Source organism: Priestia sp. SRI_019 (assembly GCF_057586255.1).
Map to the genome: position 1 here is coordinate 1,541,894 of NZ_JBYCZN010000002.1, position 17,961 is coordinate 1,559,854.

General features: G+C 40.4%; 16 protein-coding genes and 1 pseudogene. 3 read left to right on the top strand and 14 right to left on the bottom strand.

The features are described from left to right. Positions 1-21: 21 nt before the first annotated feature. The 5 genes and pseudogenes from AC2YJL_RS18085 to AC2YJL_RS18105 form a co-directional block, all read right to left on the bottom strand. Entirely contained in the window at positions 22-1,149 is a 1,128-nt protein-coding gene (locus AC2YJL_RS18085) for a DUF2087 domain-containing protein (protein ID WP_487374833.1), read from the bottom strand. A gap of 167 nt (positions 1,150-1,316) precedes the next feature. Continuing rightward, entirely contained in the window at positions 1,317-1,454 is a 138-nt protein-coding gene (locus AC2YJL_RS18090; protein WP_195695091.1) for a hypothetical protein, read from the bottom strand. A 100-nt stretch (positions 1,455-1,554) separates the two neighbouring features. After that, positions 1,555-2,012 (bottom strand): annotated as a pseudogene (locus tag AC2YJL_RS18095) (VOC family protein). Positions 2,013-2,295: 283 nt separating this feature from the next. Further along, positions 2,296-3,159, bottom strand: coding sequence for a GRP family sugar transporter (locus AC2YJL_RS18100; protein ID WP_014461163.1), 864 nt, complete (start codon positions 3,157-3,159; stop codon positions 2,296-2,298). 464 nt (positions 3,160-3,623) lie between these two features. Further along, the gene (locus AC2YJL_RS18105; protein ID WP_487374834.1) at positions 3,624-4,601 is read right to left on the bottom strand and encodes a carbohydrate kinase family protein; all 978 of its coding nucleotides are present in this window, start codon (positions 4,599-4,601) and stop codon (positions 3,624-3,626) included. A 474-nt stretch (positions 4,602-5,075) separates the two neighbouring features. Here AC2YJL_RS18105 and AC2YJL_RS18110 point away from each other — a divergent pair, with 474 nt between their 5' ends. Beyond that, positions 5,076-5,402, top strand: a complete 327-nt coding sequence (locus tag AC2YJL_RS18110) for a cyclic-phosphate processing receiver domain-containing protein (protein WP_025749520.1) — start codon at positions 5,076-5,078, stop codon at positions 5,400-5,402. A gap of 216 nt (positions 5,403-5,618) precedes the next feature. Here the strand turns inward: AC2YJL_RS18110 and AC2YJL_RS18115 are convergent, their stop codons facing one another. The 5 genes from AC2YJL_RS18115 to AC2YJL_RS18135 all read right to left on the bottom strand — a co-directional run bounded on the left by AC2YJL_RS18115 (position 5,619) and on the right by AC2YJL_RS18135 (position 11,559). Further along, positions 5,619-6,455 carry a formate/nitrite transporter family protein gene (locus AC2YJL_RS18115; protein WP_407819088.1) on the bottom strand — a complete coding sequence of 279 codons (837 nt, stop codon included), beginning with the start codon at positions 6,453-6,455 and terminating at the stop codon, positions 5,619-5,621. A 24-nt stretch (positions 6,456-6,479) separates the two neighbouring features. Continuing rightward, positions 6,480-7,250 (bottom strand): uroporphyrinogen-III C-methyltransferase, encoded by a 771-nt coding sequence (gene cobA, locus AC2YJL_RS18120; protein ID WP_050691768.1) that lies wholly within the window; start codon positions 7,248-7,250, stop codon positions 6,480-6,482. A gap of 71 nt (positions 7,251-7,321) precedes the next feature. Continuing rightward, positions 7,322-7,648, bottom strand: a complete 327-nt coding sequence (nirD, locus tag AC2YJL_RS18125) for a nitrite reductase small subunit NirD (RefSeq protein ID WP_013055862.1) — start codon at positions 7,646-7,648, stop codon at positions 7,322-7,324. Between the two features lie 18 nt (positions 7,649-7,666). Further along, positions 7,667-10,081 carry a nitrite reductase large subunit NirB gene (nirB, locus tag AC2YJL_RS18130; RefSeq protein ID WP_487374835.1) on the bottom strand — a complete coding sequence of 805 codons (2,415 nt, stop codon included), beginning with the start codon at positions 10,079-10,081 and terminating at the stop codon, positions 7,667-7,669. 731 nt (positions 10,082-10,812) lie between these two features. After that, on the bottom strand, positions 10,813-11,559 hold the full coding sequence (locus tag AC2YJL_RS18135; protein ID WP_487374836.1) for an SGNH/GDSL hydrolase family protein: 747 nt from the start codon (positions 11,557-11,559) through the stop codon (positions 10,813-10,815). Between the two features lie 462 nt (positions 11,560-12,021). Here AC2YJL_RS18135 and AC2YJL_RS18140 point away from each other — a divergent pair, with 462 nt between their 5' ends. Further along, positions 12,022-12,513 carry a sigma-70 family RNA polymerase sigma factor gene (locus tag AC2YJL_RS18140; RefSeq protein ID WP_487374837.1) on the top strand — a complete coding sequence of 164 codons (492 nt, stop codon included), beginning with the start codon at positions 12,022-12,024 and terminating at the stop codon, positions 12,511-12,513. 101 nt (positions 12,514-12,614) lie between these two features. Here the strand turns inward: AC2YJL_RS18140 and AC2YJL_RS18145 are convergent, their stop codons facing one another. From AC2YJL_RS18145 to garR, 4 genes are all read right to left on the bottom strand, one after another. After that, positions 12,615-13,094: a competence protein ComK gene (locus tag AC2YJL_RS18145; RefSeq protein ID WP_487374838.1), complete on the bottom strand. Its 480-nt coding sequence runs from the start codon at positions 13,092-13,094 to the stop codon at positions 12,615-12,617. 139 nt (positions 13,095-13,233) lie between these two features. Continuing rightward, a complete protein-coding gene (locus AC2YJL_RS18150) occupies positions 13,234-14,592 on the bottom strand; it encodes a GntT/GntP/DsdX family permease (protein WP_013055857.1) in 1,359 nt (452 codons plus the stop codon). A 106-nt stretch (positions 14,593-14,698) separates the two neighbouring features. Beyond that, on the bottom strand, positions 14,699-16,138 hold the full coding sequence (locus AC2YJL_RS18155; RefSeq protein ID WP_487374839.1) for a four-carbon acid sugar kinase family protein: 1,440 nt from the start codon (positions 16,136-16,138) through the stop codon (positions 14,699-14,701). After that, entirely contained in the window at positions 16,135-17,037 is a 903-nt protein-coding gene (gene garR / locus AC2YJL_RS18160) for a 2-hydroxy-3-oxopropionate reductase (protein WP_057241655.1), read from the bottom strand. Before garR ends, AC2YJL_RS18155 begins: the two co-directional genes overlap by 4 nt. Positions 17,038-17,330: 293 nt before the next feature. Here garR and AC2YJL_RS18165 point away from each other — a divergent pair, with 293 nt between their 5' ends. Next, complete coding sequence (locus AC2YJL_RS18165) at positions 17,331-17,957, top strand: GntR family transcriptional regulator (protein ID WP_095379802.1); 627 nt, start codon at positions 17,331-17,333, stop codon at positions 17,955-17,957. Positions 17,958-17,961 lie beyond the last annotated feature (4 nt).

Here is a 17,961-nt window from a genome sequence, read left to right on the forward strand (position 1 = left end):
TAGCATCTTGATTCTTCACACCTATTTCTCCTTTGTATCAGCTTTCGGCGAATGATAGCCTTTTTCGCCGTAAGGCTGCAGCTTCTCTAACCATTTCGCTTCCAGTTTCAGCAATTCCTTTTTTGAAAGTGCTTTTTCTTCTTCTCTTTTAATCGTTTCCAGCATCTCAATTGAAAAAGCATTCCCTCCGTACGTATTCCACTCGTTTTGAAGCTCTTTATTTTGATGAGTATTCGTCTTTAACGTGAACTTTACGCCGTTTAACGTTTTGATGTTAGGCGTAGAGCCAATGTAAATCTTATTGTTTTGAAGGTTTTTTATTTGATACACGCCGCCTTCTGTTTTTACTTCTTTCGCTAGCTGCTTCATTTGCTTTTTATAGTCTTTTTCACTCATCCCTGTCTCTACTTTCCTCCAGTAGCTGCTTCCGTCTGCGCTGCGCTCTAAGAAACCGTACTCAATTAAATAGCGACGCAGCACGGCGTAGTCATCATAAAAAGGTGCTAACCTATCATTTACTTCTTTTTCGATGTACGTTGTTCCAAAAGCAAAATGCCCGCTTAATTCTTCAAGAACAACAAGACGGTGTTTTTCTTGCAAGTGAAAGGTGCGAAGAGGTCCGTTTAAACCTTGCGGAAAATTCTTCGCTAAAATTTTTTCACGTTCTTCATCACTGACGCTGTAGCGCTGACTTCTTCTAGGCGCCGTATTTGTTACGGATACCGCCTTCTCTTCTTCCCCCTCGTTTAACAGTTCCATCAGCGTTAAAAACACTTTTGCCTGACGCTCTTTTTTCTTTAACGTAAAGCGGTGATTTCGAATGGTCGATGAACTGCCAATTCCCATTTCTTTTTGAATATCACTATCGCTTTTTCCTTCTTTAAAAAACTTCACTAAATTTTTTTGATGATCAGACAGACCCGTTACATCTTTATCTAGCGCTATTAAATGTTGGAATACAGACCCGTGCTGCTGCTCCACATGAAGCTTCATATAGCGTTTTGCTTCATAAAAAACACCTTCCACCGGATAAATAATGCCTTTTTCAATGCTTTCACCGCACAGTAAGCAGTGGTAGTGATCTTCGCTTTCCCCGTACCCTTTCTTCATATCTTCAAAAGATGATTCCCAAAACAAATCGTTCACCATATAAATAGACACCTTTCTATTTTGTTTATTAATTTATAAACAAATATATTATATGTTTATTATTATGTCAAACTTATGTTTATGATACACAAACAAAGGTTGAATTATAACGAAATGAATCCAACCTAAATACGAACAAATGGGATACATGAGTTCATATAGATCGCTTATGACACCGCAGTTAATTTCCATGCAAGACTTCGCTTTCCGCGGGCGGCCAGTGAGCCTCCTCGTCGCTTGCGCTCCTGCGGGGTCTCACCCCTTCCGCTTTTCCCGCAGGAGTCTTCGCCTTGCCCTCCAATCAACTGCTGGAAAGACCTACACACATGAAACCTACGTTAACCATAACCAAAAAAACGAACCACGAATCAAACACGTTGATCAATGGTTCGTTTTTCACTTGAGCTAAAATAATTTCGTTCCGGTCTCTTTATTCCATTCACTTAAATAAGGAAAATCCTTAGATATAACGGGCTTATCATCTAAAAGTGTAATTAACTCTAAACGGTACCGTCAGGGTCATTAAAATACACGCAAGCTGCCGGCATCCACGTATGAACAATAGGCTCTGTTTGCGGCTTTCCAAACGATGTCTCTTCCGGTTCAATACCTTTTGAACGCAGCCACATTAACGCTTCATGAATATCTGCTGCTTCAATTCCAAAAGCAAAATGACTTCTTTTCAGCTCTTTTTCATCGGTTTCCCAAAGTCCAAGCATCTGCTTTTGTTCCCCAACAAAGAAAAAAGCACAGCGCCTCTCTTCAATTTTATGAACAAACGTCAGCCCAAGACGTCTATAAAACTCAATCGAATCCTCCAAATTCCGAACCTGCACATGCGTCTCATAAATACTCTTAATCATAGCCTTCCCTCCATCCTTTTCTACTACTATAAGCCATCTCATACCAAACAGCTTCCTAACAAAGAATGAAAAACAATCAGCCTTAAGAATGAGAAACCCCAACATAAACATGCAGCCTTGAAATTCCGAAGAGCACTGAAGAACACTAAGATTTGGTTTTTACTAAGGTTTTGACCTTCACTAAGGGTTTGAGGCTACCCCGCAAGGGGTGCCTCAAACCCTTAGTTCTAGAAAAACCCCCATGGCTGTACTTTAGCCATGGGGGTTTTTCTACATCGATACATTAAGCGTGGGCTTTTGCGAGGCCGATACAGATACCGCCTGAAATAATCAGTACACTCGCAAGAGATACATAAAATAATTGACGCTTTGTTTTCTTTTCTCCCAAGAAGACAATACCGCCAAAAATTGAAATAACGATACCCATTTGCGATAATGAAAAGCTTGTTGCTACGCCTAGTCTTGATTGAGATAAGAATAAGAACATGTTTCCAGATGCCCAGATTAGACCTGGTAAGATATTACGAATCGTATATTTGTTAAATGGCTTATGTTTGTATGTAATGATTAAGCCGCCAATTAACATACCGATTGCTTGCGGGAATAGAGCTGCCCATGCGTCTACGTTGAAGATACGTGCGATAACTACGTAAACTAAGAACCCAAGACTTGAAATGATAAGAGTGATAACTCCTTTTTTCGTTTGTCCTGGAGTCCCTTGTGCTCCTTCTTTTTTACCGTCTAATGAAGAAAGCACCACGCCTGCTAGTATTAAAAGAATCGCAATAGATCCAAGTACAATCGTTTGAAGCGTTGACCATTCTTTAAATACAATAACACCAAAAAGAGCTGTTGATACTAATTGCATACCCGTTGAAATCGGCATTGACTTTGAAACACCAAGGTATGGAACACTTTTAAACTGATTGCTTTGACCTACTGACCAGAACAAACCTGAAACAATTCCGACAATAACGAGCGTTGGCGTTAACACCGGCTGCACAATCATAAACTGAACAAATGAAAGAATCAAAGCTCCAATAATTGTTCCCAGCGTTTGACTGTAAGGTCCACCGCCCATCTTCATACTAACTAAAATCATGCTTCCCCACGCAACGGAAGGAAGAACACCTAGCAAAATATCCATCTTTCTCTTAACCTACTTTCCTATTTCTAATCTATGTACGTAGTACGTAATAACTTACTGCTTTTCTTTCACCAAGGGTTACGCGCTTATTCCCCTTGAATATTCCCCCAAAGGTTCACCTATGCGGATGATGCCTACCCCGCAAGGGGGGCATCAACCGCTTAGGTTTAGAAAATTTAATAGGATCGCTCTTTGATCCTATTAAATTTCCTACATCGATAAATATATAACGTTTTCATAAATGGTGGTAAAACTGCTATTTCTTGCTGCTCGTATTATACTAACACGAACATTTATTATTTAGCTAGAAATTTTTTTGATTATTTTTTAAAAACAGAAAAAATTTTTTTCTTCTTACTCCGCAGCTCGCTTCTCCCTCTTATGTGATCTGCAATCAGCAGAAACGGACGCCTCTGCTGATTGAAAATAAGAAGAGATAAAGCCTTTTCATTTTAGTAAGCTACTTAGTTAGCTACAGGCTTACAAAATTGCTCTACTACTTCTTTAGCTGGAATTGAACTGATCGCACCTTTTCCAGTTGTCGTTAAGGCACCGCTTGCATTTGCAAAGCGCAAAATAGCATCATGGTCGCGGTCAAGAATAGCCGTTAAGTTTTCTTGTGACACATCGCGGCTTAATAGCTGATAAAGGAATCCGCCAATAAACGCATCTCCTGCACCTGTTGTATCAACAACCGCTACTTTGTAACCGTTTGATTCATAGACAGCTTGTTTTGTATAAAGCGTTGCGCCTTCTGCACCTTTTGTGAACACAACTACTTGAACGTCACCTGTAAATAGAGACTGAATTGCTTGCTGTTCATCTTCAATGCCTGTGATAAACGATAGCTCGTCGTCTGAAATTTTGACGATGTGCGCTTTTGGAATAAATTCTAAAATCGTTTGACGGCATAGCTCATGGTCTTTCCATAGGGGAAGACGTACATTTGGGTCAAAGCTGATAACTCCGCCTTTTTCTTTCATGCTTTTAATCGCTTTCATATGAGCGTATTTCATAGGACTTTCAACTAAATCAACCGAACAGAAGTGAAGAACATCGTTGCTTGCAAACCAATCAGGGTTAATTTCGTCTTCAGTTAGCAATAAATCTGCTGAAGGATTACGATAGAAACTGAAATCTCTTTCTCCGTCTTCACGCAGGGAAACGAAAGCTAAAGCTGTGTTTGCTTCTTCTGTACGATAGACCATATCAGTACCTACTCCTACTTCACGAAGCGTGTCTACTAGAAAGTCTCCAAACGCATCTTCTCCAACTTTTGTAATAAGCGCTGACTCATTACCATATGTAGCAACAACTGCTGCAACGTTTGCCGGCGCTCCGCCTGGCACACGCGTAAACGATTCCACTTCTTTCAATTGAAGACCTTTTTGAGCTGGAATCATATCAATTAATACTTCACCGATACTAAATAACTTACCCATTCTATTCACCTTACTTTTCTTTTTTGTCATATTGTCATACTATGTTCCAAAAAATCCTTAAATCAAATTATACGTCCCAAACATCTTTTTCGTAAAGAGAAATTTCCAATTTATTTTAAAAAAATCGCAAATTATCGTTTTTTTCTCACAATCTTTTATTCATTAAACCTTTTCCACCCCTTGTCAAATCTGGGATTTAAATGACCTTGTTAAACAAAGATCACAGAATAAAAAAAGTTAATTTCCAGTTTAAACTGTTTATTTATTCATTTTTCGTTCGACATCTCTTTTTTCGTTCGACATCTCTTTCCTTATTTCCTGTTTATTCGCCGTGAATATGCAAATAATGATAAAAATTCGTGTTTTTACCCCTATTTAAGAAGGAATAGCTTAAAACGTGTCGAATAGACTTAGGTAGGTATATGACATTATGTATGTTACACTAAATACAAGGCAAGGAAGGGAGAATCAGTCATGAAAATCAATGTTTTTCTAGACGACTATCGCAAATGCCCTGACGGTCATGTTTTAGCCGAAACGATTGATGAATGTATTGATCTGCTAAGATCATTCGATGTTGAACATTTATCACTCGATCACGATTTACTGAGTAAGACACGGAATGGATTAATGCTCGTGCATTTTATGGTAAAGCATCATTTATATGCCGATCGAATTACAATTCACTCCGCTAATCATTCAGGCAGCAAAGCAATGTACAACTGCTTTAAGGATGCTCAAAAAGAGCATAAAATGCCAAACAACATTAAAATTCTAAGATGCCCTCTGCCTCTTCGATGATACCTGCACCCTCACACATTCATTTCAACAGAATCTGTCCGGATTCAATTCTCACAGACTTCCTGTTTCTATAAAATGAAGAACAATACTGCTTGTTCGATACGTATAGATGTGAATACGCTTTAAGCAGTTTATATTATATAGAAGAAACCGCTCTAAAATACCGTGATGTTAGCTTTAAAAAGCAGACTATATGGTACAAAGAGCGGTTTTTTGCTATTTAGACAGTTTAGCAGAATCCAAGTCAGCTGAGAGAGCAGCCGGCCGCTTTTTAGCTTCTTTTAGCTGCCTAGCGTTCACAAACCAGTAAATGCTTCCTACAAACAATCCTCCCCCTACGATGTTTCCAAGTGTAACAGGAATTAAGTTATGAAATAGTCCAGCAGCCGAAATCGCCTCAGGATGGGGAAGCAATAAAGCTAGACCAAGAAACGTCATATTTGCCACGCTGTGCTCGTATCCTGAAGCCACAAATGCAAACAGCATCCAAAAAATAAGCATGATCTTTGCCGCATCGCTTTTAGTACGCGCAGCCGTCCAAATTGCCAGACACACAAGCCAGTTGCAAAGGATGCCGCGAAAAAACAATTCACTGACCGGCAAATTCATTTTTTTAGCTGCCAGCGTCATAAGTAAATGGTTCGGTTCAATTCCTTTAAACAAACCGGTTCCGGTAATTAACAAACAAAGCCCAAACGCACCTATCGCATTTCCGATAAAACACCACGTCCAGTTTTTAAACGTATCTTTCCATGTCGTGACTCCCGATAGCGTACTGATCGTATAAATCATATGATTCCCCGTAAACAATTCAGCTCCTGCAAATACGACAAGCAGGAGAGCAACAGCAAAAGATAACCCCATCACAAGAGAAACGACCGGTAAAGAAGCAGAAGCTAAAGGCGCTCCTACCGATAGAGCTAATATAACGCCAAGTCCTACGTAAGCACCCGCAAGCACAGCTAACAGCAAATAACTCGGCAAATGATCATTCACAAGCTTCGTTTTTTCACGGGCTAACTCATTCATCGACTGCAGTGAATTCTTAAGCAAAAGCGTTTCCTCCTTTTATTCATCTTAGACGCATACTTTTTCTTCTGTTTTTTCCAAAAACCAAGAAAGAGCAGAAGCTTGCTTCACCACTTCACCAATCACAATCATCGCAGGATTACTCACTTGCTGTTCAGCAGCCGTGTCTACAATAGTGCCAAGCGTGCCTGTAACCGTGCGCTGATAAACCGACGTACCTTGTTCAATAAGAGCGACCGGTGTATCCGCGCTTTTTCCGGCGTCTAAAAGCTGACGGCAAATATAAGGCAAGTTTTTAACGCCCATATAAATCGCAAGCGTATCAACTCCTTTTGCTAAATGCTCCCAGCGAATACTTTCCGGCTTGCCGCTCAAACAGTGTCCCGTCACAACGGCAAACGAACGGCTCAGCTCACGATGCGTCACAGGAATCCCAGCATAAGCCGGTGCCGCAATTCCCGCTGTAATACCCGGAACGATTTCAAATGGTATTCTATGCTGAGCGAGCACTTCTGCTTCTTCACCGCCTCTTCCGAAAATAAACGGATCTCCGCCTTTTAACCTCACGACGGTGTTTCCTTTTCTTGCGTAGAATACAAGCAAATCATGAATATCCTCTTGAGAAACGCAGTGATCACCAGGCTTTTTCCCGCAGTAGACGAGTTCGGCTCCTTCTTTTGCATACTGAAGAAGAACAGGGTTCACTAATCGGTCGTATAAAATAACATCTGCTTTTTCTAAACATTTGGCTGCTTTTATCGTTAGTAAATCTGGATCTCCTGGTCCGGCTCCTACAATGTACACTTTTCCTGTTCTCATTTTTGCTTCGCTCCTTTTAGTGTGTCCCCTTGAATTTTTGTGGCGCGTTGAAAATCAACGCGCCACGGTACTTATTCTTCAATTAAAAGATACAGTAAATCTCCTTCAACAGACGCTTCGTACGTATCGACACATCCGCTGTCAGGCTCTTGCACGTTACCGTCATGCAAGCAAATTTTCCAGTCGTGCATCGGACAAAACACCGAGTCGCCGCTCACGATTCCTTCACTTAACACCCCGCCTTTATGCGGACAGCGATTTTCAATTGCCCGTATTTTTCCGCTTGATAGCTTAAACACCGCAATTTCTTTTCCGTTTACTTTCACTGTTTTACCTAGGCTTACCGGAAAATCATGAATCGACCCTACGCATACTTTTGTAATGTTTTTATTCACCATTTTTATTTCCCCCCAGCTTTATGATGTGACAACTGTTTCGAACAGCTCTTTTTTCGTCTTTTTGCTTTCGACGATTTCTTTCCAAGGATCACGGTACGTAGATAACGCTTCGTCTATACGCATATTCAGCTCTCTTCTCGTCTCAGCGTCATCAAGCACGGACTGAATGTGCGAAAGTCCCATGCGCTCAATCCATGCAGACGTACGCTCTAAGTAATTAGCCGTTTCTCGGTAATACTGCAAATAAGCTCCTGTAATGTCCATCAATTCTTCGTCTGTTTTTACTTTATACAATAAATCTCCGCCGCGAAGATGCGTACCTCCATTTCCGCCCACGTAAATTTCCCAGCCGCCGTCAATTCCAATAAAGCCAATATCTTTAATACCTGACTCAGCACAGCTTCTCGGACAAGCAGATACAGCCATTTTCACTTTATGAGGCGTCCATAGTCCTTCAAATTTTTTCTCAAGCGCAATTCCAACGCCCATTGAATCCTGCGTGCCAAAACGGCAAAACTGTTCGCCCACGCATGTTTTCACCGTCCGCAGCGACTTACCGTACGCGTAGCCAGAAGGCATATCTAACTCTTCCCATACGCTAGGCAAATCTTCTTTTTTAACACCAAACAAATCAAGACGCTGACCACCCGTCACTTTTACGAGCGGAATCTCATATTTATCAACAACATCTGCAATTTTTCGTAAATCTTCTGCATTTGTGACGCCTCCGTACATGCGAGGAACTACAGAATACGTGCCGTCTTTTTGAATATTTGCGTGCATGCGTTCATTCACAAATCGCGATTCGCGTTCATCAACGTATCCGGTTGGATTCACCATACCTAAATAATAATTTAGCGCCGGACGGCATTTCGAACAGCCTTCTTCATTATTCCAGCCAAGTACATTCATCACTTCACGCGTATGCGAAAGGCCTTTTGCTTTAATCTCTTCGACAACTTCATCTCGTGACAGAGTCGTACAGCCGCAAATCGCTTCTTTTTGCACCGCCGTGTCAAAGTCAGCGCCAAGAGTATGCTGAAGCACTTCCGCTACAAGCGGTTTACATCCTCCGCAAGAACGAGAGGCACTTGTACAAGCTTTGATTTCATCAACCGATGAGCATCCTTGTTTTTGGATCGCTTCCACAATCGTACCTTTTGTTACGCCGTTACAGCCGCAAATAATATCATCGGCGCTCATGCTTGCTACTAAGCTTTCACCCGCGTTACCGCCAGATGGCTGTAAAATCGATACTTTTGCGACATCGGATACATCTTCTTGCTTTTGAATCATTGAAAACAGTCGATTTCCGTCGCTGCTGTCTCCAAAAAGAACGGCTCCTACGATTTGATTGCCTCGCAAAACAAGCTTTTTATAAATGCCGTCTTGTTCATCGAACACTTTGATCGCTTTTTTCTCTTCATCTTCCGTGAAATCTCCTGCGGAGAACACTTCAACACCTGACACTTTTAGCTGTGTTGATAAAACCGACCCTTCATAAGCCACTTTTTCTGCTCCGCAAATCGCTTTTGCTAATGCTTTTCCTTGTTCATACAAAGGTGCCACCAGTCCATATACCATTCCTCTATGCTCTGCACATTCTCCAACCGCGTAGATGTTTGGAATATCCGTTTGCATATAGTCATTTACAACAATTCCTCGGTTTACGTTAAGTCCCGCTTCTTTTGCAAGCTGAACGTTTGGCTTAATTCCAACGGCCATCACGACTAAATCAGCGTCTAAAAACGTCCCATCTTTAAAAGATAATCCTTCAACTCGCTCATCGCCGACGATTTCCGCCGTTTGTTTTTCAAGCAAAAACTTCATGCCTTGTTTTTCTAATTCGTTTTGAAGCAATTTGCCCGCTGTTGGATCAAGCTGGCGTTCCATTAAATACGGAGCTAAATGAATCACAGATACGTCCATTCCCAAATTTAACAGTCCGCGCGCTGCTTCTAATCCAAGCAGTCCGCCTCCAATAACCGCTGCTTTTTTATACTGCTGAGAAGCCTGCAGCATTTCATCCGTGTCTTTTATATCTCGAAAAGCCGTAACTCCTTTTTTATCAGATCCTGGAATCGGAAGAATAAAAGGAAGAGAGCCCGTTGCTAAAATCAACTCATCATACGATTCTACTCTGCCGCTGTTTGTCGCTACTTCTTTTTTTATCGAATCGATACTAGTAACCGTTTCGCCCGTATATAATGTAATATTGTTTTCTTGATACCAGTTCCAATCGTTTAACGTAATGTCTTCAACATTCGTATCTCCTTGCAGCACTTTTGATAGTAAAATACGATTATAGTTCGGATGAGGCTCGCTTCCGAAAATCGTAATTTCAAACGCTTCGCTTGAAACCTTCAATACTTCTTCAATCGCTCGAACTCCAGCCATTCCATTTCCAATCAATACGAGTTTCTTTTTTTGCATCTTCCATTCCTCCCCTGGCGTCTATACCTGCTTGTTTCAAAGATATATTTCCTATGCATCTTTAAAGATACATTTAAGATATATGAATTTTCTGAATCGTTCAACTTATGTGTTAGGTTATCTAACACTATAATGGTATGTATGCGATTCCATTGCTTTAACAGCAAGCAAAAAAAATAAGTGCTCTAATTACATTTTAATTTGAATCATCCTTTGCATTTTATTTTGTGATGTTTTTCACAACGTTAATGTAACAAGAATAAATAACCTGAGCTATGATAAAAATCACTCCTATTAAAAATGAGCGATAGTTTGATAGTCTTGTTCTAAAGACTTGAGTTAGTATCTTGTGATCTACCCCTTTTATCAGCAGATAAATCGACTATTGCGGCTACTGCAGATCAAGCACTCCTAACTATTTATGTAACAAAAATAGTTATTCCAAAAAATTCTTTATAAAGAATTTTTTAGATAACCTGTTCTTTATAGTATTTACTATCCCTCTTAAGTTCTTTATAATGAATTAATATAAACTCTATAAAGAACAGGATGAGGAATCGTAATGCCACTCGTAAACATCAAAAAGGTTTGGACTCCTTTAGAGATTTTTGGTTTTAAACTTTATAAGTGTAGAGATACCAAAAATTACTACTATAAAACGAAGAAAAGTCACAATCTAGCAAAATTATGAAAAAAACAAGCCTTCTTTCAAAAGAAAGAAGGCTTGTTTTTTATTTTCCCGTAAACCAATTCACAACGTACTCTCCCCACACTTCATTTCCTTTTTTCGTTAAATTACCGCTGTCTTTATTTATATACTCGCCTAAATGAAACGGCCAAATGAGCGAGTGATTCATATAATATACCCAGTTTGCTTCAGAGACTCCCCTGATCGCTTCTACCCCTTCTTCATAGGACTCCGTTTGTGAAATATATGGCTGTGACGGCTGAATCATAAGGGTTTTTTTCAAGTCTTTGAGCTGATGAATCAGCTTGTCTGTATTTTCAAGCGTCTCATCTAGCGTAAGGTGCTGGTAGTCATTTTTAAGAGGTGCTTCAAACAGAATAATGTTTGGCTGAAGTTGATCAATTTGATCGGCAATATGTGAGGATAAAAGCACATCCGTTGTCCCGTTACCATATGAAAGTGTTTTAACCGTAAATAGATCACTTCCATATGTAGCTGCTAGTTCTTTTTTTAACTGCTGAGGCCACCCTGCTTCCTTTGCGGATGTGGCAATTACAAGAGTCAGAGGTTTTTTATTTGCGACAGACGACTCAATTTGCTTTGTAATAAAGTCTGGAAGATTTTGTGTATAAGCAGATACATCAGAAAACTGTTTTTCTTTATGTACAACAGCCGACTTCACTTCACTTGCCTGCGCTTCCGTTTGCTCCTGCCAGTGCTGCGTTCCTGCATACATCACCGCGCCGCACAAAACAGCCGCCGCCACATTTATCCCAACCATCGCCTTCATTCAATCTCCCCTTTACCCATTTTTAAAAACTACTATATCCTCTCCACCAAACTTACATTCAATAGAATAAACAAAAGGACCAACACAAAAATACTCCACTGAATTTGCCCAAAAAGGTTCACATATGCGGCAGGCGCAAACCCGCAAGGGAGGGTGACTGCCGCTTAGGTCTAGCAACTCTACCATCACCGCTCTTCCGTGATGGTAGAGTTGCTACATCGATATATAAATAGTATAGATTAGTAGAATTTGGAATGGGGGACCTTTCGTACGTAAAATCTCTACAAATACACGTATACTTCGCATATTTCCTAGCGAAACGTGAAGTTTCCGGGGAAATTACGTCACGTTTCTTAAAAAGAAAACATAATGTACGTTCATTCGCACATGTGATCTTCCCCTTGTACAGTAGAGATACCGGCGGAATACAGCAAAAACGCGTTTTTGAAAAAGGAATGCCACATGCAAAAAAGCTCGTTTGATCAAATCGCTTCATCTTTTCATCCATTAATTGTATCGATGATTAAAAAATTTCATATTTACAAAGACTACGACGAATATTATCAAATTGCGTTGATTGGTTTATGGAGAGCGTATCAAAAATTTGACGAAAGCAAAGGATCTTTTTCTGCTTATGCCTACACAACCGTGCGTGGTACGATCCTTTCTCATTTAAAAGGCACCATTTTATACGAAGAACGTGAAACACCGGCTGAGCAGAACCTGCTTTCACTAAATGAATATCCCGCTCTTCCCGTTCCGCTAGAAAGTGAAATCATTAAGCAGCATATCGAACATTTAACGGGAAGAGAAAAAATCTATGTAATCGAACATCTACTAGAAGGCTACTCGTATAAAGATATTGCCTGTAAATACGGAGTCTCCACGGGAGCCGTTAAAAACTGGGGAAAAGCAGCTCGCAAAAAGCTAAAGGCCTCACTTCTTCAGGAGTAAGAAAAGGAGGAAGCTTATCATAAGCTTCCTCCTTCCGTTCATATGTGTAGTCCAAACGATTGTTCATATGTAGGACAAGTTTATTCGATAAATCGAACGCATTATGCCAAGACAAGCGGACTTTCTAAACAGTAATTACGAATAACAGCCGCTCTGGCCAGCTTTTTTTCTAAACTATAATAAGAAAGCTTCACTGGGATGAACGTTCCGTCTTTGAAGTGAATCAGCATAGAGGGTGAATGAACTGTAGCAAGCGTATGTGAAGTATGAACATGAGAGGAGAAAATCCAAGCGCAGCTGTAGTCATTGGGCGAAGATGTAGGAAACGCAATAATCGCTTGTGAACGACTAATGACAAGAGGTGTAAGCTGTTTATAGGGAAATAGTTTTCGAACAGCGGCAATGGATCCTTTAAATGTACTTAACTCTCGAATACACGCCTCTTCTAATAATTGCTTACATGTCTTTCTTAGCATGTATTCTCCTGCTGCATCCAGCACCTTTGTGCGGTGAATAGGGTCATTCACTGGAATCAATGCTTTTGTCGTCAAACCAATTTGATAATTTTCAACATTTGTCATACATCTACCCCCTTTTGCTACTTTATAACTATTCTATACTATCGAAAAGGGGAAAATCTAGTCTTTTTTCTCATTATTTGAAATATTTTGAATTTATTTTATATCCAAAGAAAAAAGCGCTGAAGCCAGCGCTTTTCTTTTAAATAAAAATGTCTAAAATAAGAACCATTGCAAACGCTGCAAATGATAGAATCGTTTCCATCACTGTCCACGTTTTTAACGTTTGAGCCACTGACATATTGAAGAATTCTTTGATTAACCAGAAGCCAGAATCATTTACGTGCGATAGCATCACAGAACCTGCGCCTGTTGCTAGTACTAACAGCTCCGGGCTTACGTTTGGCATTGTTGCTGCAATTGGTGCTACAATACCTGCTGCTGTTGTCATTGCTACTGTTGCTGAACCAACTGCTGCACGAATTAACCCGGCAATCACAAATGCAAGCACGATAGGAGAAAGGTGTGCATCTTGAGCAAATCCTGCAATTGCGTCACCTACACCGCTTGCTGTTAAAATTTTATTAAAACCGCCGCCTGCACCGATGATTAAAATGATTGAAGCAACGGGTCCAAGACATTCGTTTGTAAATTTTAACAAATCATCTTTGTTGTACCCTCTTGCAAAACCGAACGAATAAAAAGCAAACACTAGCGAAATCAATAGCGCAACGATTGGACTTCCGATAAAGTTTGTTACGTAGCGAATCGTACTTGTTTCTGGATAAACAAACCCAGTAATTGTTGCTAAAAGCATTAATAGTACCGGTAGTAAAATAGTGAATAACGTAATTCCGAAGCCAGGAAGATCTTTATGCTTCGACTCTGTGAACTGCTCCATAATTTCACCCGTTGGCTCTACGTGAACACGGCGTGAAATGAACGATCCGTAAATAGGACCTGCCACCGCTGCAGCTGGGAATGCCACAACTAATGAATACAAAATCGTTTTACCTAAATCTGCTTTAAAGATATCTACCGCTAGCATCGCTGCTGGATGTGGAGGTACTAAACTGTGAACAACGGCTAAGCCGGCAATTAATGATAAACCAATTTTAATAAGTGACGTACCCGTATGCTTGGCAATTACAAATACAAGCGGAATTAATAGTACAACACCAACTTGGAAAAAGACTGGGATACCGCAAATAACGGCTACAACCATCATTGCCCAATGTACGTTCTTTTCACCGAATACTTTAATTAACGTGCGGGCAATACGCTCGGCTCCGCCTGACTCTGCCATCATTTTACCTAACATCGTTCCAAGACCAAGAACAATCGCGATAAATCCTAAGACGCTCGCTACTCCTTCTTGGAAAGCCGTTACGATATCAGGCAGCTTCATTCCTGAAATAAGACCCATAAACAAAGCCGCGACAATTAGCGCTACGAACGGATTTGTTTTAAACTTAGCAATTAAAAAGATAAGTCCAACAATCGATACAATTGCATACAGCAAAAGACTTGCTTCATGACTTAATCCGAATACTGAATTCATATGTTCATCCCCTTAGTGTGACCATTTTTCATGTACGTACATCCAAATAATGTATACGCTTTCAAATATTTTCTAAAGTGAACGCACCTCGTACGTTCACTTCTTTCTATTTACTTAGTAATTCAACCGTTTCACGAAGCGTTGTTTTGGCTCCGACGTTTCCAGGGAAAATGATGTACGCAATGCCTGGAAACTTGCTTTCCTCTCCCGTTACCCATACCGGAATGCCGGGTTTGATTTGTCCAGCAACCGTCGCGCGCTTTACCGATAAGCCGTTTACGCCAATATCACTTGACGTAATGCCGCCTTTTGCGACGATAAAGTTTGGACGAACGTTTAAGCGGCGAACAATGCTTGTAACCGCGTCTGAAATTTTTACCGATAATTTAAGCTCTTCTTCTTTTTTGCCTTCACCAAGATCTAAGCGCTCGCGTCTTGTATACACAGCTACCGTTTGACCTTTGGAAATAAGCTTTTCTGCTTCAGTGATAATACGGTTCACTTCTGCTTCAAACTTTTCAGGTTCTAAGACAAGATGACAATCAAATTCAATAAATTCAATGAAGCTGCATTTCTTTAATTCTTCCAGCTGCTCTGTTGTTTTTTTAACATGCGAGCCAACCATAATTAATCCGCCGTTTGACGACTTTTCTTTGATGAGCTCTTCTTTTGTTAAAAGGTCTTTGTCGCTCACGCCGCCCATTACTTTTGTTAAAGCCGCAGCGCTTCGATACATAAAGTGCTTTCCAAGCTTCATCGCGCGAAGAAGTGCAATCGTCACAACTTTTACGTCCACATAATCCACTGCGTTCACAACTACTTTGTTAAAGTCTTTCACTTCCATTAACTGATTTGTGATCGTCACTAAATCAAGTGCACGGATGCTTCCGAGCGAAATATATGTCGTATGACTTGCTTTAAATTTTCCTTCTGACTTTTCTTCCACCCACTCGCCTAAATGAGACTTACTGTAGCCAAACGTACGATCTTTTGCAAACTCCGTTTCTCCTGCCGGCACTAAGTAGTCTTCATCTTGCACATAGTGAATGTTATCAACTGTGAATCGTCCGCCTTCTTTAAAGAAAGGAAAGATCACTTCACCGTCAAGCACTTGATTTGAGTGCTGTTCAACGGTTTTCTTTAATACTTCTGTTTCTAACGGATAGTGACCGCGAAGAGTTGAATCACCTCTGCTGATAATTAAAAACTCTTTATTTACTTCAGCCGCTACCTCTGTAATAACGGCGGCAATGTCCGCGTGCGCTTTTTCCGTTTCAGAAGCGGTAAATCCGCGTGAATTCGTTAGAATAAAAAACATGGAGTTTTCTTCTGAAAATCCTTGCTTAATGCTGTCTTTGCTCCAGTCTGTATAAACGGAAATGCCGTTAACGGTTTGAACACCCGTTGGATCATCATCCAGTACGATGATTTTTTGATTAAACGTCAGCAGCTCATCATCGAGCATTTTTTGTACAAGTGCCTCATCGACCGCTGGAATGTTTTTAAACACATCGCTTACAAGTCGTTTTTCATCTTGTTTAATCATGCTTCCACCTTCTTTTTCACTTCAACGTTTGCTAACTTTTCATAGTACTGTACAATTCCGCCGTGATCATCGCTTGCTTTTCCGTCTACTTTTAACGCATGGAAAATTTCCACAAGCTGACTTGAAAGCGGAAGCGGTACGCCGATGTCATGAGCCGTTTCCATCACGTTTGTCATATCTTTTAAGTTAATATCAATGCGTCCGCCTGCTACAAAGTTGCGGTCTAAAATAAGCGGTACTTTTGCATCTAATACAGCGCTTCCTGCTAATCCGCCGCGAATCGCTTGATACATTTTTTCAACGTCAATGCCTGCTTTGGCTGCTAGTACAAGTGCTTCAGACATCGCTGCGATATTTAAATTTACAATCACTTGGTTTGCAAGCTTCGCCGTTACGCCGCTTCCGTTGTCTCCAACAAGCGTTATTTCTGCTCCCATCGCATGAAGAATAGGTGAAACGCTTTCAAAGATGTGCTCATTTCCCCCGACCATAATCGCAAGCGTGCCGTCAATTGCTTTTGGCTCTCCGCCGCTAACCGGAGCGTCTAGCATGTGAATTCCTTTTTGTGCAAGTTCGGCCGCAATTTCTTTTGATGCTACCGGTGAAATGGAACTCATATCGATGATAACGCTTCCTTCTTTTGCGCTATGAATCAACCCTTCTTCTCCAAGAACTACGCTTTTTACATGATGTGAAGCCGGAAGCATCGTGATCATCACGTCGCTGTTCACTGCAACTTCAGCAAGGCTTTCTGCTCCAAATCCTCCTGCTGCTTTCACTTCTTCTACTGCTGCTTTATTAATATCGTAAACCGCTACCTCAAAACCTGCTTTTAATAAATTGAGTGTCATCGGTTTTCCCATAATTCCAAGTCCAATAAATCCAACGCGTTTTGTCATTTTCGTTTCCTCCCCTTGTTGTATACGTTTTCAAATATGTTTTAAAAAATAATGTATACGTTAAAATATTTTTTGTATACATTTCTGATGATTTTGTATACACTCATCATATTCGCATTTTATTTATTTGTCTAGCCTTTTTTTAAATGAAATTTATTTCTAAAAGCGAAACTTTCAGTCCCACCTTTTCACAAGTTATAGTATGATTTGGGTATACGCGTACAAAATGATAAAAAATAAAGAGAGAAAGAGACGAGATTTCCTCGTGTCGAATGCTAGAGGTGAAGTAGAGTATGTTAAGAAATCAAGGTTCTCGTTCGTCTCATCACCCTTCTTATGAGATGATTCGAGACAAAATTTTAAACGGTGAGCTTGAAGGCGGTACAAAAATTGTCGAAGAAAAATTAGCGAGCGAGCTTGGATTCAGCCGAACGCCGATTCGTGACTCCATTAGACGCTTAGAATACGAAGGACTGATTGTTCGAAAAAAAGTCGTGTCGCCGACAGAAAAAGACTTACGCAACTTGTTTGAAGTGCGAATGCTGCTAGAAGGCTCAGCTTCTAAAGCTGCCGCAACTTTTTTGTCTGATAACGAATTAGAAGAATTAAAGGAATGCGTAGACATTGGAAGAAACGGCTCATTTGAAGACATTATGAGCGCGAATGAGCGTTTTCACGCCATCATTGTGAACGCAAGCAACAATGACGTCATGATTAACATCATCGACCGCATGCAGTCGATCATTTACTTGTTCCGTCATACCGTGGTTTTTTACAACCGCCCATTTTTAATTGACGAACACGAAGACATTTATAACGCGATTAAAGAACGCAATGCTGAAAAAGCGGAAGCATTAATGCAAGAGCACCTTCAAAAAGACTTAGAGTTTTGCCTGCATTTGCTTCAAAGAAGACAATAAAAAA

Excerpts from the sequence above, each read along its gene's own strand:
- AC2YJL_RS18165 (WP_095379802.1), top strand. The coding sequence starts at position 17,331 with ATGTTAAGAAATCAAGGTTCTCGTTCGTCTCATCACCCTTCTTATGAG.
- AC2YJL_RS18140 (WP_487374837.1), top strand. The coding sequence starts at position 12,022 with ATGCAAAAAAGCTCGTTTGATCAAATCGCTTCATCTTTTCATCCATTA.
- AC2YJL_RS18135 (WP_487374836.1), bottom strand. The coding sequence starts at position 11,559 with ATGAAGGCGATGGTTGGGATAAATGTGGCGGCGGCTGTTTTGTGCGGC.
- AC2YJL_RS18155 (WP_487374839.1), bottom strand. The coding sequence starts at position 16,138 with ATGATTAAACAAGATGAAAAACGACTTGTAAGCGATGTGTTTAAAAAC.
- nirD (WP_013055862.1), bottom strand. The coding sequence starts at position 7,648 with ATGGTGAATAAAAACATTACAAAAGTATGCGTAGGGTCGATTCATGAT.
- AC2YJL_RS18100 (WP_014461163.1), bottom strand. The coding sequence starts at position 3,159 with ATGGATATTTTGCTAGGTGTTCTTCCTTCCGTTGCGTGGGGAAGCATG.
- cobA (WP_050691768.1), bottom strand. The coding sequence starts at position 7,250 with ATGAGAACAGGAAAAGTGTACATTGTAGGAGCCGGACCAGGAGATCCA.
- AC2YJL_RS18105 (WP_487374834.1), bottom strand. The coding sequence starts at position 4,601 with ATGGGTAAGTTATTTAGTATCGGTGAAGTATTAATTGATATGATTCCA.
- garR (WP_057241655.1), bottom strand. The coding sequence starts at position 17,037 with ATGACAAAACGCGTTGGATTTATTGGACTTGGAATTATGGGAAAACCG.
- AC2YJL_RS18145 (WP_487374838.1), bottom strand. The coding sequence starts at position 13,094 with ATGACAAATGTTGAAAATTATCAAATTGGTTTGACGACAAAAGCATTG.
- nirB (WP_487374835.1), bottom strand. The coding sequence starts at position 10,081 with ATGCAAAAAAAGAAACTCGTATTGATTGGAAATGGAATGGCTGGAGTT.
- AC2YJL_RS18150 (WP_013055857.1), bottom strand. The coding sequence starts at position 14,592 with ATGAATTCAGTATTCGGATTAAGTCATGAAGCAAGTCTTTTGCTGTAT.
- AC2YJL_RS18085 (WP_487374833.1), bottom strand. The coding sequence starts at position 1,149 with ATGGTGAACGATTTGTTTTGGGAATCATCTTTTGAAGATATGAAGAAA.
- AC2YJL_RS18110 (WP_025749520.1), top strand. The coding sequence starts at position 5,076 with ATGAAAATCAATGTTTTTCTAGACGACTATCGCAAATGCCCTGACGGT.